Origin of the sequence: Bacillus sp. FSL R7-0672 (genome assembly GCF_038601465.1) — a bacterium.
Taxonomy (GTDB): domain Bacteria; phylum Bacillota; class Bacilli; order Bacillales; family Bacillaceae; genus Bacillus; species Bacillus pumilus.
Genome location: NZ_CP152010.1, coordinates 1,783,237 through 1,799,758 on the forward strand (window position 1 = coordinate 1,783,237; position 16,522 = coordinate 1,799,758).

A 16,522-nucleotide genomic window follows, 5' to 3' on the forward strand; every position below is an offset into this window, starting at 1 on the left:
CTGAGAATTGAAATTGATCTTGATCATCAAAAGGGGGATTTTGGATATGTCGAAACAGCAGCAAGTCGCTAAACAAGACGCTTTTCAATCTAGAAAAACGTTTTCGACAAATGGGAAAACGTATCACTATTATTCGTTAGAAGCACTAGAGAAACAAGGAATCGGAAATGTTTCTAAGCTGCCTTATTCCATTAAGGTACTTTTAGAATCAGTGCTTCGCCAAGTAGACGGTAGAGTGATCAAAAAGGAACACGTTGAAAACTTGGCAAAATGGGGAACTGCCGAGGTCAAAGAAATTGATGTTCCATTTAAACCTTCTCGTGTTATTTTACAAGACTTCACGGGTGTACCAGCCGTCGTTGACCTTGCTTCTTTAAGAAAAGCAATGGCAGATGTAGGCGGGGATCCGGATAAAATCAACCCTGAAATTCCAGTTGACCTTGTCATTGACCACTCAGTACAAGTTGATAAAGCTGGAACTGAAGATGCATTAAACATTAACATGGATTTAGAATTCGAACGTAACGCAGAGCGTTATAACTTTCTTAGCTGGGCAAAGAAAGCGTTTAATAACTATCAAGCTGTTCCGCCTGCAACAGGAATTGTTCACCAAGTAAACTTAGAGTATCTTGCAAGTGTTGTTCATGCGATTGAAGAAGATGGCGAGATCATCACTTACCCAGATACATTGGTTGGTACTGACTCTCATACAACCATGATCAACGGGATCGGCGTACTTGGATGGGGCGTTGGCGGTATTGAAGCGGAAGCTGGTATGCTCGGTCAGCCTTCATACTTCCCAGTACCAGAAGTCATTGGTGCTAAATTAGTTGGAGAGCTTCCAAACGGAACGACTGCAACTGACCTTGCATTAAAAGTGACACAAGTTCTGCGTGAAAAAGGCGTAGTGAACAAATTCGTTGAATTCTTCGGACCTGGAGTTGCACAGCTGCCGTTAGCAGATCGTGCAACGATTGCGAACATGGCGCCTGAATACGGGGCTACTTGCGGATTCTTCCCAGTAGATGAGGAAGCTCTTGCTTACCTTCGCCTTACTGGACGTGATGAAGAGCAAATTAATATCGTTGAAGAATATTCTCGCGCAAATGGCTTATTCTATACGCCAGATGTAGAGGACCCAATTTTTACGGATGTTGTGGAAATTGATCTTTCTAAAATTGAATCAAACTTATCTGGTCCAAAGCGTCCACAAGATTTGATTCCACTTTCAGATATGAAAGAGACGTTCCATCAGCACATTGAAAGCCCAGCTGGTAACCAAGGGTTTGGATTAGAAAAATCAGAGCTGGATAAACAAATTGAATTTGATCTAGCAAATGGTGAAAAAGCTGTGATGAAGACAGGTGCGATTGCGATTGCAGCGATTACGAGCTGTACGAATACATCGAACCCATATGTCTTAATTGGAGCAGGTCTTGTTGCGAAGAAAGCAAGTGAGCTTGGTATGAAGGTGCCAAACTACGTGAAAACGTCACTAGCACCAGGTTCTAAGGTTGTTACAGGATACCTCGTGAACTCAGGACTTCTTCCATACTTAAGAGACCTTGGATTTAACATCGTTGGGTATGGCTGTACAACATGTATCGGTAACTCAGGACCGCTTGCGCAAGAAATTGAGGATGCTGTCTCTGAAAATGATCTGCTGATCACTTCTGTTTTATCAGGTAACCGTAACTTTGAAGGACGTATCCATCCGCTTGTGAAAGGAAACTACCTTGCATCTCCACCATTAGTTGTGGCGTATGCACTTGCTGGTACGGTGAATATTGATTTAACAAAAGACCCTATCGGTGTGGATAAAAACGGTGAGAACGTTTATTTCAATGACATTTGGCCATCAATGGACGAAATCAACAGTGTCGTGAAAAGCACAGTGACACCTGAACTCTTCCGTTCAGAGTATGAAACTGTATTTGACAGCAATGACCGCTGGAATGAAATTAAAACGACGGACGATGCATTGTACAAATGGGATGAAAATTCCACATACATTGATAACCCGCCATTCTTTGAAAACCTATCAGTTGAACCTGGTAAAGTTGAACCGCTTAAAGGCTTGCGTGTAGTGGCGAAGTTCGGTGATTCTGTCACAACGGACCATATTTCTCCTGCTGGAGCGATTGGTAAGGACACACCTGCGGGTAAATACTTGCAAGAAAGAGGCGTATCGCCTAGAGACTTTAACTCATACGGATCTCGCCGTGGTAACCACCATGTCATGATGAGAGGTACTTTTGCAAACATCCGTATTAAGAACCAAATCGCACCAGGAACAGAAGGCGGATATACAACGTACTGGCCAACTGGTGAAGTAACATCCATTTATGATGCATGCATGCGTTATAAAGAAGATGGAACAGGTCTTGCGATCTTAGCAGGTAAAGACTACGGTATGGGTTCTTCACGTGACTGGGCTGCAAAAGGAACAAACCTTCTTGGAATTAAATTCGTTCTAGCTGAAAGCTTTGAGCGTATCCACAGAAGTAACCTTGTCTTCATGGGTGTACTTCCGTTACAGTTTAAAGACGGAGAAAGTGCAGAAACTTATGGACTAACAGGAACAGAAACATTTGAAGTTGAAGTTGATGAAACAGTTCGTCCACGTGATCTTGTCACTGTGAAAGCAATTGATACAGATGGCAATGAGAAAACATTTGAAGTGGTTGTTCGCTTTGACAGTGAAGTCGAAATTGACTACTATCGTCATGGTGGTATCCTTCAAATGGTACTTCGTGAAAAATTGGCAAGCAACTAATACTCATACAGCAAAGAAGAGAAGGCGCCTAGACAGCTTTCTCTTCTTTTTTAAAATAGTGGAGGATCCATCATGTGGAAAAAAGGAATAGCAAGCGCTGTTTTACTTGTATTGATTGGTTTACTTGTGTGGAATTTACTTGAACCAAAAGAGCCCGCAATCGGTCTTGAAAAAGGGGATCAAGCCCCTGATTTTGAACTTAAAACCCTTGATGGTCAAACGGCCTCGTTATCTGATTACCAAGGGAAAAAGGTGCTCGTTAATTTTTGGGCGACATGGTGTAAGCCATGTAGGACAGAAATGCCAGATCTAGATGCGATTAGAAGTGAATATGATCAGGTCGAAGTACTTGCGGTGAATTTGACGACCACAGAAAAAAGTGTAGATCATGTTGCAGCATTTGCAGATGAATTAAAGCTGAGCTTTCCTATTTTATTGGATCAAAAAGGCATTCAAGCACGATATCAGGTGCTTTCATACCCCACGACATACATATTAGATGAAAAAGGACGCATCATGTCTGTGAAGCATCAAATGCTGACAAAAAAAGAAATTGAGCAAGAGCTGGATCTATAATGATTCAGCTTTTTTGCTTATTTTCTAAATGTTTTGGCGAAAATGAAATACAACACTGGAGGTGAGTACAATGAGAAGAAGAAAACGACGTACATTTGAAGAGCTTGTACTTGAAAATAAAAAAGAATTATTAAGCAATGAGGAATTTTTAAACCAGCTTGAAGAAAAGTTGGAAGAGCGATTTAGACAGAAATAAGTTATGAATTATCCTTTTTCGTTCATCCTAAAGAAGAGGGAGGGATGAATGATGGGTAGAGAGCATGATAAACAAGCGCAGTTTACACCAGACCATTTAGGGACAAAACCTGTAGCATACAAACGCAATAAAGGTAAAAAGATGCATAATAAATCAAATGAACAGCCTGATGTGATCCAGACGAAGGGCGAATAAGGAGGGTATTAAGATGAATGAAAAGTCATATCAATCCAATCCAGATGATCGTTCTGATAATGTTGAAAAGCTACAAGATATGATCGAAAACACCCTTGACAATATCGATGAATCTGAAGCAGCGATGGCCCTTTCGACAGATCAAGAAAAACAGATGATCAAGCAAAAAAATGAAAATCGAAAAATGAGCATTGATGCCATGCGTTCTGAGATTAAGGACGAAGAAGCAGCAAGAAAAAATGGCTATACTGAATAAACCAGGGATCCCTGGTTTATTTTATTGCCTCCTTTTAGAATAACCATTTCGATTGTGGTAAAATGGCAGAGATCTTAGGTTTTGATAGGAGAGCGATGAAAACGTGTATGTATCTAAAAAAGAAATAGAAGTCCGTTATGCAGAAACAGACCAAATGGGCATTGTGTATCATGCCAATTATTTAATCTGGATGGAAGTCGGCAGAACTGCACTGATTAAAGAATTAGGATTTTCCTATGCACAGCTAGAAGCAGACGGTGCTCTTGCACCCGTTATAGATTTGCAGGTGAAATATAAAAAACCACTCTTGTACGGTGAAACAGCGACAGTTCATACTTGGATTGAAGAATACAATGGACTCAAAACGGTGTATGGCTACGAAATTCAAAAGCCTGATGGACAAACAGCGATTACAGGGACAACCTCGCATATTTGTGTAGACAAAGACACATTTAGACCGATTCAATTTAGAAAAGCATTTCCTGCCTGGCACAAAGTATATGAACAGTCGAAAAAGCAGGTCTAATTCATGGCGTTTGGTATTAAAAGAAGCGATTTAAATGCGTGGAAATCAGCTGTTCAGAAAGGAGAAATGGCTTTTTTAACCCATTATTGGCTTGATGACCGTTTCCCGCATGCCAATACCGTCACTAAAGCAGCCTGTCAGGATATGAAGCAGTTAATTGAGTGGGGAGAAAAACATGGGCTCAAAAAAGAATGGATTCACGACCGTGCAGGGTTTCCTCACTTTGACTTGATCGGTGAAACGCAAAAAAGAATTATACAAAAGGAGCGGTCTTTAGGAAACATTCAGGAATATGGGCTATATATTGAAGGATAAAACAAAAAAGATACCCGAGGGAGGAGGTATCTTTTTTGTTTATTCATAATGAAATTCTGGTTCTTTTACAGACTCGTTATAATCAATATGCAGATCATGGTTGTCAAAATACCAAATATCACTTTCTTCCACGAAGAAAGTAATACCTTCTATTTCAGCGGTTGCGCCGGCATTTTGAGGTTCATCTTTTGCGACGCCGAGAGAAAAGCCTTTTTGTACATTACTGCACCCGCCATATCTCACAAAAAAGCGAACTTGATCACCTTTTTCTAAATCTAATTCATCCTTGTACCAATTGAGTGCATCTTCTTTAATCGTTAATTTCAATGTGATCGCCCCTTTTTTGAAGTCATGCTGTTTTTTAAAATGCAGGATGCAAAAAACAGCTTTTCTTTACTTTTACCACAGAATGAAACTTATGAAACGGCTAGAGCCATTTGATTTTCGGTTCAGTTTTGTTGAGGATTCGTTTGAGGTTGGCGATGTGTCTGTAGATCACAAAACCAGCAAGAACGGCAACAACAATGATTAAGAATACGTCTTTGGTGAATATGCTGTAAATGAATGTATAGATGCCGGTCAGCATAGATGATAATGAAACATATTTACTAATGTATAAAAATAAGAAAAAAGCAGCGATCATCGTGATAAATAAGAATGGGGCATAAAATAATAACACGCCGCCAGATGTAGCGACTGCTTTTCCCCCTTTAAATTTTGCAAAGATAGGAAAGCTGTGACCGATAACAGCAGCAACCCCTGCTAATAAGGGATGAATGTCCAGTTGCATGAAAAACGGTAAAGCAGAAGCGAGAGTCCCCTTTAAAATATCAGCAGAAATAACAATAGACCCTGCTTTCACGCCAAGCGTACGAAATGCATTCGTCGCACCTAGGTTTCCGCTGCCATGTTCACGGATATCAATACCCTTTGCAGCTTTCCCGACAATGAGACCGGATGGAATACTGCCGAGAAGATAAGCCAAAATAAACATCAAAGCAATTAACATCTGCATAACTCCTTTATATTCTCCCTCTTGTCTTACATTTTAACATGATCTTATGAAAAACATGGGGATCTTTTTTTGAAAAAATCAAATGCAGATGGATTCGGCTTTGTTTTTAAGCAGAAGTTCGCTAAAATAGAGGAAAAGGGGTGTTTGGATGAATCATCCTTCGAAACAAGAAATTGGCCGTATATTAAAAAGCAGTAAACGAATTGCTGTTGTTGGTTTATCAGATCAGCCGCACCGAACGTCTTATATGGTGTCTAAAGCGATGCAGGATGCCGGTTATGAGATCATTCCGGTGAATCCAACGATCGATGAAGCACTTGGTGTGAAAGCAGTCGCTTCACTAAAAGAGATCAAAGAGCATGTTGATATCGTCAATGTATTTAGACGTTCAGAGTTTTTGCCCGAGGTGGCTGAAGAATTTCTTGAAATAGACGCACCTGTTTTTTGGGCGCAGCAAGGCATCTATCATGAAGAAGCGAAAAGGCTGATTGAGGAAAATGGCAAGGTCGCCATCATGGATTTATGTATCAAGGTGGCTCATGCAATGACAAAAACTCATTAAATCGTCAAAAATCCTTGGTTTTCAAGGATTTTTGCTTTTTTGTTGTAGAAATATATTTGCGATTCTAGAAGAAAGCGATAAAATAAGGCGACAGGGACATATCGGTGATCTTGCATATCAAGAAAAAGAGCGATAAGATAAAGGTAGAACATTTGTTCTATTTTGTAAAAATCATCATATGATTGCATTTGGCTTATCAAACAGTCTTGTTTATAATGGACTTCTAGTTCTCATTGCAGAATGTAGAACATTCTCATAGCCGTGCAAAGGAGCATGTTTTGTTGAACCACACATGCATGGTGATGATGCAGCTTATTAAAGTGGACAGTAATGAGCAGCATGATCATCATTAAATTCTAGAGAGATCATTTGATGGTTTGCCGGTTATGTTTGTTAGTGAAAGGGGATTAAGCATTTGGTTAAAAAGCAGCAAGTAGATTATAACGATGATTCTATTCAGGTGCTAGAGGGACTTGAAGCGGTCCGTAAACGTCCAGGAATGTATATTGGGTCAACGGATTCACGCGGTCTCCATCACCTTGTCTATGAGATTGTAGACAACTCTGTCGATGAAGTACTCGCTGGCCATGGAGATCATATCGTTGTCAAAATACATAAAGATAACAGCATTTCCGTTCAGGATAAAGGACGCGGGATGCCTACTGGTATGCATAAGCTTGGAAAACCGACACCTGAGATCATTTTAACGGTCCTTCACGCAGGCGGAAAATTTGGTCAAGGCGGATATAAAACAAGTGGTGGGCTTCACGGAGTTGGGGCATCTGTTGTAAACGCGCTGTCAGAATGGCTCACTGTCACAATTGAACGTGATGGCTATATATATCATCAGCGGTTTGAAAACGGCGGAAAACCTGTGACGTCACTTGAAAAAGTCGGAAAAACGAAAAAAACTGGAACACTGATTCATTTTAAACCAGATCGATCCATGTTCAGCGTTACAACCTATAATTTCGATACGTTATCAGAACGTTTAAGAGAATCTGCCTTTTTATTAAAAGGATTAAAAATAGAGCTGATTGATGAACGACATGATGTACAAGAAACCTTTTATTATGAGACAGGCATTGAAGCCTTCGTTGCTTATTTAAATGAAGAAAAAGATGTTCTGAGTGAAGTGGTCTCATTTGAAGGAGAGCATCAATCCATCGAAGTAGACTTTGCATTTCAATTCAATGACGGCTACTCGGAAAATATTCTTTCTTTCGTCAATAACGTTAGAACAAAAGATGGCGGTACGCATGAGTCTGGTGCCAAAACGGCGATGACAAGAGCCTTTAATGAATATGCGCGCAAAGTAGCCCTTTTAAAAGAAAAAGACAAAAATTTAGAAGGTACTGATATTCGCGAAGGGCTGTCTGCTATTATTTCTGTCAGAATTCCTGAAGAACTGCTTCAATTTGAAGGCCAGACAAAAGGAAAGCTTGGGACAAGTGAGGCTCGCTCAGCTGTTGATGCTGTTATTTCTGAAAAACTGGCTTATTTCCTTGAAGAAAACCGTGAAACAGCGACTCTTCTTGTGAGAAAAGCGATTAAAGCGCAGCAGGCAAGAGAAGCTGCTAGAAGAGCACGTGAAGAAGCAAGGAGCGGCAAGAAACGGAAAAAGTCCGAAGCAACACTGAGCGGTAAATTAACACCTGCTCAATCTAGAAACCCAGCAAGAAACGAATTGTACCTAGTAGAGGGCGACTCAGCGGGCGGGTCAGCAAAACAAGGACGTGACCGTAAATTCCAAGCAGTGCTGCCGCTTCGTGGAAAGGTCATCAACACAGAAAAAGCGAAGCTTGCTGATATTTTCAAAAATGAAGAAATCAACACCATTATTCATGCGATCGGTGGAGGCGTCGGTGTCGATTTTAATGTAGAAGACATCAATTATGACAAAATCGTGATCATGACAGATGCTGACACAGATGGAGCCCATATTCAAGTGCTTCTGCTCACGTTCTTCTACCGCTATATGAAGCCGCTGATTGAGCATGGCAAAGTGTTTATTGCACTACCGCCTTTATATAAAGTCAGCAAAGGCTCAGGGAAAAAAGAAGTTATTGAGTACGCATGGTCTGATGAAGAAATGGATGACGTACTGAAGAAAGTTGGAAAAGGGTACACGATTCAGCGCTATAAAGGTTTAGGTGAAATGAACGCCGACCAGCTATGGGAAACGACAATGAATCCAGAATCGAGAACACTTGTCAGAGTCAAAATCGACGATGCTGCACGTGTGGAACGCCGCGTCACGACATTAATGGGTGACAAAGTAGAACCACGACGTAAATGGATTGAAAAGAATGTCGCCTTTGGACTTGATGAGGAAAGTAACATTCTTGAAAATGAAAACTTGTCGCTAGCTGAGGAGGTTTAAACATGGCACAACAAGAACGATTTCATGATTTACCATTAGAAGAAGTAATCGGAGACCGGTTTGGTCGCTATAGTAAATATATTATCCAAGATCGTGCGCTTCCAGATGCGCGAGATGGACTAAAGCCTGTACAACGAAGAATTTTATATGCGATGTACGCAGAAGGAAACACGCAAGATAAAAACTTCCGTAAAGCCGCGAAAACAGTCGGTAACGTGATTGGTAACTATCATCCGCACGGTGACTCATCTGTTTATGAAGCGATGGTGAGAATGAGTCAGGATTGGAAAGTACGGAATGTGCTCATTGAGATGCATGGAAATAACGGGAGTATCGATGGTGATCCGCCTGCTGCCATGCGTTATACGGAAGCAAGGCTTTCTGCGATTGCTTCAGAGCTATTAAAGGACTTAGACAAGGAAACGGTCGAGTTGGTCGCAAACTTTGATGATACAAGTAAGGAGCCCGTTGTTTTACCAGCGATGTTTCCAAACCTTCTCGTGAATGGATCAACAGGGATTTCCGCTGGTTATGCCACTGATATCCCGCCGCATCATCTAGGAGAAGTGATTGATGGTGTCATTAAACGAATCGAACAGCCGCATTGTACGGTTGAGGATTTGATGACGGTCATCAAAGGTCCAGATTTCCCAACAGGCGGTATCATTCAAGGGGTAGACGGCATTAAGAAGGCTTATGAAACAGGCAAAGGAAAGATCATGATTCGCGGAAAAGCGGAGATTGAAACCATCCGCGGCGGGCGCCAGCAAATTGTGATCACAGAGATTCCTTATGAAGTGAATAAAGCCAACCTTGTCAAAAAGATGGACGAGTTCCGAATTGAAAGAAAAGTGGAAGGAATTTCAGAGGTTCGAGACGAGACTGACCGGACTGGGCTTCGAATCGTAGTAGAGCTGAAAAAAGAAGCAGATGCAAATGGTGTTTTGAATTTCTTATATAAAAACTCAGATCTGCAAATCCCATATAACTTTAATATGGTAGCGATACATAATCGTAGACCAACCTTAATGACGCTGACAACTATACTTGATGCATATATTGCCCATCAAAAAGAAGTGGTGACGAATCGCTCAGCATATGAGCTTCGAAAAGCGAAGGAACGCCACCATATTGTAGACGGATTAATTAAGGCGCTATCCATCTTAGATGAAGTCATTGCCACAATCCGCTCTTCTAATGATAAGCGAGATGCGAAAAATAACTTGATGGATAAATATGACTTTACAGAAGCACAATCAGAAGCGATTGTTTCCCTCCAGTTATATCGTTTAACGAATACAGATATTACGCAATTAAGAGACGAAGCAAGTGAGCTTGATGTGCGTATAGCAGAACTTGAAGACATTTTAGGTAACGAGAAAAAGCTGCTAAAGGTGATTACAAACAGTTTGAAAAAGCTCAAAAAGACATATGCTGATGAGAGACGATCTGTCATTGAGGAAAAAATCGAAGAAATTAAGATTAACCTTGAAGTGATGATCGCCTCAGAGGATGTTTACGTCACGGTGACGAAGGATGGGTACATCAAACGGACAAGCCAGCGCTCCTATGCTGCTTCTAACGGTAAGGACTTTGGCATGAAGGATACAGACCGCCTGATTCATCAGTTTGAAATGAACACAACAGATGTCCTTCTATTGTTTACGAATAAAGGGAGCTACATTTATTGTCCTGTGCATCAACTGCCAGACATACGCTGGAAAGACATGGGGCAGCATATCACGAATATCATTTCAATTGATCGTGATGAATCGATCCAAAAAGCCATTCCAATTAAAGAATTTGATGAAACGTCGTATCTTCTGTTCTTTACAAAAGGCGGAATGGTGAAGAAAACAGAGCTTCTGCAATATAAAGCGCAGCGCTATTCGAAACCGCTTGTCGCCTTGAACCTAAAAGGGAACGATGAACTCGTGGATGTCCATGTGACATCAGGACAGCAGGAATTGTTTATTGCGACGAAAAATGGTTATGGATTGTGGTTTGATGAAGAAGAAGTAAGTGTTGTTGGTCCGAGAGCGGCTGGTGTCAAAGGCATCAACTTGAAGGATGGGGACGAAGTAGTCTCTGGCCAGATCATTGATCCGAAAAACAATGTCCTCGTGCTGACAACGCAAAGAGGGGCTGTGAAGCGAATGAACCTCTCTGAATTTGATAAAACATCTAGAGCCAAACGCGGAGTTCTGATGTTAAGAGAATTAAAGAAAAACCCGCACCGTATTGTGGCTGTCATTGCTGCATCACTGCACGATACACTTGAAATTGATACGGATAAGGGTTCAACGATTCCGCTTGATATCTCTACTCTAAGGGCGAATGACCGCTATAGCAATGGATCATTTATTGTAGATGAGGAAGAGCAGGGAGAAGTAACGCATGTCCTTGTCACACCTCAACCTGCACCAGATGACAATAAATAAGCAAACGAAAACCCCCTGCATAAACAGGGGGTTTCTTTTATATACGGGTCATTTAGCTCTCGTGGCTGCCAAACATGTTTGTAATGGCGTGCACTACTTCAATTCCTTGGTAGACGAAAAGAGAAAGTGAAGTGACAGAGAATAGACCTAGAATGAATACTCTTAAGAAAAATAACATCGTGTAAAACCTCCCAATTTTTGTTTTGATTTAGATGGTTGGGTTAAACACGAGATAGTCGGAAATAAGAAGATTGATAGAACACTGCAAGTAAATGCTTCTTTTTCCGGTCATATTGATCAATATGAGTGATGCGTGCAAATCCAGCTGTCATACTGCCAATCATCAGCAGTACTGTAAATGCGGCAAATACTGCGCTCACATGTTTTTGTTTCTTTTCATCGCCCATGGTCTGAGCGATTTTCATCTCATGTGATTCTTGATCGGCAACCACCTTTGCATGATGGTATACCTGAACGGAATGAGGCATTGAGAACAAATGAAAACTTGCGAGTGCTATGAATAAGACAGCTAATTTTAGCAGCATATTTTTTTTCATTTATCTCACCCCTTCCTCTTTATTTTCATGATCTTACCACGTTTTCTGTTATTTGAAAAGTCTTATTTTTTTACTTTCCCTCTTTAAAAAAGCGATAAACATCAGGACATCTATAGGACTGTTTCACTTCATGAAAGGTTTCAATTTTATTTTTTAATTTAAAAAAAGTGCCATGATCGAGGATCAGACACTTTTTAGTGAGAATGTAATGAATGTGGTTTTGCTACAGCTTTTGTAAAGATTCCCGCCATACATATAGCGAATAGAACAAATATAAAGGCATGAAGCAATCCCACCTCATTGGCGAGCAGTCCTAAAATAGGAGGACCAGAAAGAGAGGCTGTGTAACCAGATAAGGTCACAATGCTAACGCGTTTGACGGCGTAGCGGCTATCATCACCAGCTGCCGAAATGGTTAGCGGGAAGCCTAAAGAAGCGCCAAGTCCCCATAAAAAGATGGATATCATACACACTACGAGTGAAATCTTTAAAATGACTAACAAGAGTCCGGCAGCTGCTGAAAAAATAGCGACTCTTAGTAATAACACCCTGCCAAATCGATCAATTAAACGCCCGCTGATCAGTCGTCCACTAATCATCCCGCACAAAAATAAAGCATAGATGACGGTACTCATGGAATGTGAAACCTGGTACCCATCTACCATCGCAAGGGGAATCCAATCATTTGCAGAGCCTTCTACAAATGCAAGACATAAGGCGATCATCGCAAGAGATATCGTCCGTTTGTTCAGCCATGCCGCATGAGAACCATCAGTTGTATCTGTTTGCTTCTCAAGCTGATCCTTTCCTGTCCCGTGCGGAATAAACCGTGTACAAATCAAAATGCTGAGAAAGAAAAGAATGGCAATGATCAGAAGGTGAATCAACACAGATACCCCTAGATGGATAAAGAGAATGCCAGCACCTGCACCGATTAACGTGCCAATGCTGAAGGAAGCGTGCAAAATAGGCAGGATGGTTTTCCTGATGCTGTACTCAATTTCTGTCCCTTCTAAGTTCATGGCCACATTGCACATGCCTGAGCCCGCTCCAAAAAGAAAAAGACCGGCTGTGACAACAAGGGTAGAAGAGAGTGTTGAACCAATAGCGAGAGTCGTGAATCCAGTGAACATCAAAAAAGCGCTGATCACAATGGCCACTCGTCCGCCTTTTTTTCGAACGAATATATTGGAAAGGACAAGTCCAACAATAGAACCAACAGATAAGCCAAGTAAAATAAGTCCCATTGTCCCTGTATTCGCTTGTAATAAATCTCTAACTTCTGGTGTCCGTGAAAACCATGTAGAGATGGAAATACCAGACATCGTGAAAATGATGATGATTGCTTTATACCATTTTAATTCCATCTAATCCCTCACATTTAATGATATATATTACAGAACAAATCTACTCGATTATAAATGAGACTTCCTGATTCGTAAATAACATGAGAAAAGGTCATGCTGAAATTTTAGTAACAAGAAATGGTGCCTTCACAATTCTTCTAGTGAGAAGTAAAATAAAGACAAAGGAGGCGGATTTTATGCAGTCATATCGAATCGGTGTATTGAAAGGTGATGGAATTGGACCAGAAATTGTACAAGCAAGTATGTGCATCTTAGAGGCAGCGCTGTCACAGTTTCATGAGTCATTTGTGGAATTTGTAGAATGTCCAATCGGTTTTGAAGCCATCCATTCTCTTCACCAAGATCCTGTGCCGACATCTACTAAAGACGAATTGAAAAAATGCCATGGATGGATTTTAGGGCCTCATGATTCTGCTTCATACCAGAACATATTTAAAGAGAGGAGAAATCCAAGCGGAGAGCTCCGTCATACGTTTGATCTATTTGCGAACATTCGTCCATCTCAATCGTTACCAGGGGTACAAAGCCTTGTACGAGACGTCGATCTCGTTATTTTTCGAGAAAATACAGAAGGCTTCTATCCAGATCGGAACATGTATCATGGGGTAGGAGAGTGGATGATTACACCAGATGTCGCTATATCTACAGGTGTATTTACAAAAAAAGCGATAACACGTATTGCTCATGCAGCCTTTCAAAGTGCGATGAAGCGCAGGCAAAAGGTTACTATTGTTCATAAGGCAAATGTTATCAAATTAGGGTCTGGCTTGTTTTTGCGAACATGCCAAGAGGTAGCAAAAGCGTATCCGCAAGTGGCGGTAGAGGATGTACATATCGATGCAATGGCGGCTCACTTAGTGAGGCGTGCAAGTGATTTTGATGTCATTGTGACAGAGAATATGTTTGGTGATATTTTATCTGATTTAACAGGTGAGCTAGTCGGAAGTTTAGGAATAGCGCCTTCATTAAATTGTAACGAAGACCAAGCCATGGCACAGGCGGCACATGGATCAGCACCGGATATCGCTGGGCAGAATATCGCCAACCCAATTGGCATGATTCTTTCTACAGTGATGCTTTGTGACTGGTTACATGCGAAATATCATGATGAAAGGTTAAAAAAGACGGCAGCTCTTATCGAACGTACACTTCATAAGATCATGAAAATGAACATTAAAACGAAAGATTTAGGAGGAAACGAGACGACGACCCAATTCACAGAGGCATTTCTTCAAACCATGAATCTATATAAATAGAAGGGAGGGTCAACAAGAAAAGATGATCCACGGAGAATCTTTTCTATCTAATGATCAAACGCTGATGACAGATCGGAAAAAAGCGAGACAATTGACAGCAAACAGGTCATCCACAAAAAAGACAATCCATTTTAAAGGAATTGTTGGGCGCTTGCAGTGACAATGTAGTTTTTGAAGGTAGTTGGTAAACGAAAAATCATAAAGCATTTACATGAATCAAAATCTGAAGATTAAATGTTGGATTTTGATTTTTTCTTTTTTGTCTCAATAAGATAAGTATACTTAGTGTTGAGACATCGAAAATTCATTCATGCTTTAACTTCCTAGAATATATATTATGTAAACTAATAAAAAGAAATGAATAAATATCAAAAACCTCTACTACCTCTTCAATAAATCAAATCGGTCATAAAGGTTTTTGAATCAAAGTGCATTTAATGAGCTGTCATCGGATCAGTTGACGTAACCTAACAGCAACGGTCTTACAAACATCTGGCATTAAGTAACTATCAGAATCCGAAAGATCCAGCAATGGAGGGTTATTTTGATTTAATCCCTGCACCACAAAGAGGTATGACAATTGTTTCTTCTGGTTCCTTTTGATATTTCATGTAGCCAGCTAAATTGACTGCAGATGTCACTTCAACATAAAATCCTTTCTCACTTAGTTTAGAACGTGCATTCAGAATTTCATCTTCTTCAATATCAATAAACGTACCATTCGTATCTAGTACAGCTTCTAAAATTTGTTTGGAGCGTGCTGGAGCAGCAATGGCGATCCCTTCTGCTAAGGTCCCTTTATTCGTCACAGGTGATGCTGATTTTTCTTCATTTTGATAAGCTTTCACAAGGGGTGCACAGTTTTTCGCTTGTATGGCCACGATTTTCGGTATGTTATGAATGAGACCATTTTCAAATAACTCTTTAAAGCCATAATATGCACCGAGGAGGAGAGTACCGTTTCCAACCGGAATGATTAAAGCATCAGGTGCTCCTTTTAGTTGCTCATAGATTTCATAGGCGTATGTTTTTGTTCCTTCAAAAAAATAAGGGTTATAAACATGACTTGCATAAAAAACGCTTTCATTGTCTACTGCCTTTTGTGCCGCAGCTGCAATGTCCTCTCGCGTCCCGTGAATTTCTTTAATCGTTGCTCCATGTGCTTTTATTTGAGCGACCTTTTTAGGTGAAGTGTCATCGCTTAGATAGATGTCACAGGCAATCTCGCAGCGTGCTGCATAAGCTGCAATCGCTGTTCCTGCATTCCCACTACTATCAGCAATCACTTTTGATACCCCGAGTTCTTTAGCCTTTGTCATTAGAACTACGGCTCCTCGGTCTTTAAAGGATAATGTCGGCATCATATAATCAACTTTTACATAAGTGTTTGGCTCATTAGGATCTAGAACGATTAAAGGGGATTGACCCTCCCCCATTGTGACAGTTTCCCAAGTCTTAGAAGCTTTTGAAAATGGCATGGTTTCAACATAACGCCATAATGAATTTGGATAGTGATCCCAAGCTGCGACGTCTATTTTCGGGGTATCTTTCACTAGATTTAATACTCCACCACAATCACATTTCCATAGAGTTGGTGTCATCTCATATTTTTTCCCGCAATGGTTACAAATCAATTGATTCATCAATCATCAACCCCTTCAAATATTTTTTTATACGAAATATAATTTTTTATATAGAGTAGACAAAAAAAGGTCTTAAATATATGCAATGGCATCAATTTCAATTTTGAAACCAAAATGTAATTCATTCGTTGGTACAATAGTACGTGCTGGTTTATGTTCACCGAAAAATTCAGTATAAACAGCATCGACTTTGTCCCATAAATGAATATCCGAAATGTATAATGTCATGCGCAAAATCTTTTCTTTTTTACTTCCAGCAGCCTCTACAATCATCTCTACATTCTTAAGCGCTTGTAATGTCTCTTCTTCAATGGGACCGAACTCTTTTTCTCTCGTTTCGGGATTGATGGCAAATTGTCCTGAAACATAGACCGTGTTTTGATGAATGGTTGCGAATGCATAGTGTCCGTTTGATTTTAAATTTCCTACCTCGAGTATGCTTTCCATTTTGACACTCC

At 40.5% G+C, this 16,522-nt stretch carries 19 protein-coding genes; 12 read left to right on the forward strand and 7 right to left on the reverse strand.

Features of this window, described 5'->3' with window-relative positions:
* Positions 1–46 precede the first annotated feature (46 nt).
* From acnA to MKY18_RS08865, 7 genes are all read left to right on the forward strand, one after another.
* A complete protein-coding gene (gene acnA / locus MKY18_RS08835) occupies positions 47–2,776 on the forward strand; it encodes an aconitate hydratase AcnA (protein ID WP_065097370.1) in 2,730 nt (909 codons plus the stop codon).
* A gap of 72 nt (positions 2,777–2,848) precedes the next feature.
* A complete protein-coding gene (locus MKY18_RS08840; protein WP_268508449.1) occupies positions 2,849–3,352 on the forward strand; it encodes a TlpA disulfide reductase family protein in 504 nt (167 codons plus the stop codon).
* A 70-nt stretch (positions 3,353–3,422) separates the two neighbouring features.
* Positions 3,423–3,548, forward strand: a complete 126-nt coding sequence (locus MKY18_RS08845; RefSeq protein ID WP_003211002.1) for an FbpB family small basic protein — start codon at positions 3,423–3,425, stop codon at positions 3,546–3,548.
* 51 nt (positions 3,549–3,599) lie between these two features.
* Positions 3,600–3,743, forward strand: a complete 144-nt coding sequence (locus MKY18_RS08850; RefSeq protein ID WP_008357830.1) for an acid-soluble spore protein N — start codon at positions 3,600–3,602, stop codon at positions 3,741–3,743.
* A gap of 13 nt (positions 3,744–3,756) precedes the next feature.
* Complete coding sequence (gene tlp / locus MKY18_RS08855; protein WP_012010110.1) at positions 3,757–3,999, forward strand: small acid-soluble spore protein Tlp; 243 nt, start codon at positions 3,757–3,759, stop codon at positions 3,997–3,999.
* 103 nt (positions 4,000–4,102) lie between these two features.
* On the forward strand, positions 4,103–4,525 hold the full coding sequence (locus MKY18_RS08860) for a thioesterase family protein (RefSeq protein WP_003211985.1): 423 nt from the start codon (positions 4,103–4,105) through the stop codon (positions 4,523–4,525).
* A 3-nt stretch (positions 4,526–4,528) separates the two neighbouring features.
* Positions 4,529–4,840: a hypothetical protein gene (locus tag MKY18_RS08865; RefSeq protein WP_106067590.1), complete on the forward strand. Its 312-nt coding sequence runs from the start codon at positions 4,529–4,531 to the stop codon at positions 4,838–4,840.
* A 39-nt stretch (positions 4,841–4,879) separates the two neighbouring features.
* Here MKY18_RS08865 and MKY18_RS08870 read toward each other — a convergent pair whose 3' ends face one another.
* Both MKY18_RS08870 and plsY read right to left on the reverse strand, forming a co-directional pair.
* Positions 4,880–5,167, reverse strand: a complete 288-nt coding sequence (locus MKY18_RS08870) for a HesB/YadR/YfhF family protein (protein ID WP_003210876.1) — start codon at positions 5,165–5,167, stop codon at positions 4,880–4,882.
* A gap of 100 nt (positions 5,168–5,267) precedes the next feature.
* On the reverse strand, positions 5,268–5,849 hold the full coding sequence (gene plsY, locus MKY18_RS08875) for a glycerol-3-phosphate 1-O-acyltransferase PlsY (RefSeq protein ID WP_058015656.1): 582 nt from the start codon (positions 5,847–5,849) through the stop codon (positions 5,268–5,270).
* Positions 5,850–6,003: 154 nt separating this feature from the next.
* Here plsY and MKY18_RS08880 point away from each other — a divergent pair, with 154 nt between their 5' ends.
* The 3 genes from MKY18_RS08880 (at position 6,004) to parC (ending at position 11,241) form a co-directional block, all read left to right on the forward strand.
* Entirely contained in the window at positions 6,004–6,417 is a 414-nt protein-coding gene (locus tag MKY18_RS08880) for a CoA-binding protein (RefSeq protein WP_065097374.1), read from the forward strand.
* Positions 6,418–6,832: 415 nt separating this feature from the next.
* Positions 6,833–8,800 (forward strand): DNA topoisomerase IV subunit B, encoded by a 1,968-nt coding sequence (gene parE, locus MKY18_RS08885; protein ID WP_012010116.1) that lies wholly within the window; start codon positions 6,833–6,835, stop codon positions 8,798–8,800.
* 2 nt (positions 8,801–8,802) lie between these two features.
* Entirely contained in the window at positions 8,803–11,241 is a 2,439-nt protein-coding gene (gene parC / locus MKY18_RS08890; RefSeq protein ID WP_106067588.1) for a DNA topoisomerase IV subunit A, read from the forward strand.
* Between the two features lie 52 nt (positions 11,242–11,293).
* On the opposite strand, the gene MKY18_RS08895 is transcribed toward parC, so the two are convergent.
* From MKY18_RS08895 to MKY18_RS08905, 3 genes are all read right to left on the reverse strand, one after another.
* Positions 11,294–11,419 (reverse strand): hypothetical protein, encoded by a 126-nt coding sequence (locus MKY18_RS08895; RefSeq protein WP_003210976.1) that lies wholly within the window; start codon positions 11,417–11,419, stop codon positions 11,294–11,296.
* A 43-nt stretch (positions 11,420–11,462) separates the two neighbouring features.
* Positions 11,463–11,798 (reverse strand): hypothetical protein, encoded by a 336-nt coding sequence (locus MKY18_RS08900; RefSeq protein WP_106067587.1) that lies wholly within the window; start codon positions 11,796–11,798, stop codon positions 11,463–11,465.
* Positions 11,799–11,992: 194 nt separating this feature from the next.
* Positions 11,993–13,165 (reverse strand): MFS transporter, encoded by a 1,173-nt coding sequence (locus tag MKY18_RS08905; RefSeq protein WP_113767730.1) that lies wholly within the window; start codon positions 13,163–13,165, stop codon positions 11,993–11,995.
* Positions 13,166–13,341: 176 nt separating this feature from the next.
* Here MKY18_RS08905 and MKY18_RS08910 point away from each other — a divergent pair, with 176 nt between their 5' ends.
* A complete protein-coding gene (locus MKY18_RS08910) occupies positions 13,342–14,421 on the forward strand; it encodes an isocitrate/isopropylmalate dehydrogenase family protein (RefSeq protein WP_342488594.1) in 1,080 nt (359 codons plus the stop codon).
* A gap of 22 nt (positions 14,422–14,443) precedes the next feature.
* Positions 14,444–14,581: a hypothetical protein gene (locus MKY18_RS08915; protein WP_331205557.1), complete on the forward strand. Its 138-nt coding sequence runs from the start codon at positions 14,444–14,446 to the stop codon at positions 14,579–14,581.
* A 379-nt stretch (positions 14,582–14,960) separates the two neighbouring features.
* Here MKY18_RS08915 and MKY18_RS08920 read toward each other — a convergent pair whose 3' ends face one another.
* Both MKY18_RS08920 and MKY18_RS08925 read right to left on the reverse strand, forming a co-directional pair.
* Positions 14,961–16,064 (reverse strand): threonine synthase, encoded by a 1,104-nt coding sequence (locus MKY18_RS08920; protein ID WP_106067586.1) that lies wholly within the window; start codon positions 16,062–16,064, stop codon positions 14,961–14,963.
* 72 nt (positions 16,065–16,136) lie between these two features.
* Positions 16,137–16,511, reverse strand: a complete 375-nt coding sequence (locus MKY18_RS08925) for a RidA family protein (protein ID WP_106067585.1) — start codon at positions 16,509–16,511, stop codon at positions 16,137–16,139.
* Positions 16,512–16,522: the final 11 nt, after the last annotated feature.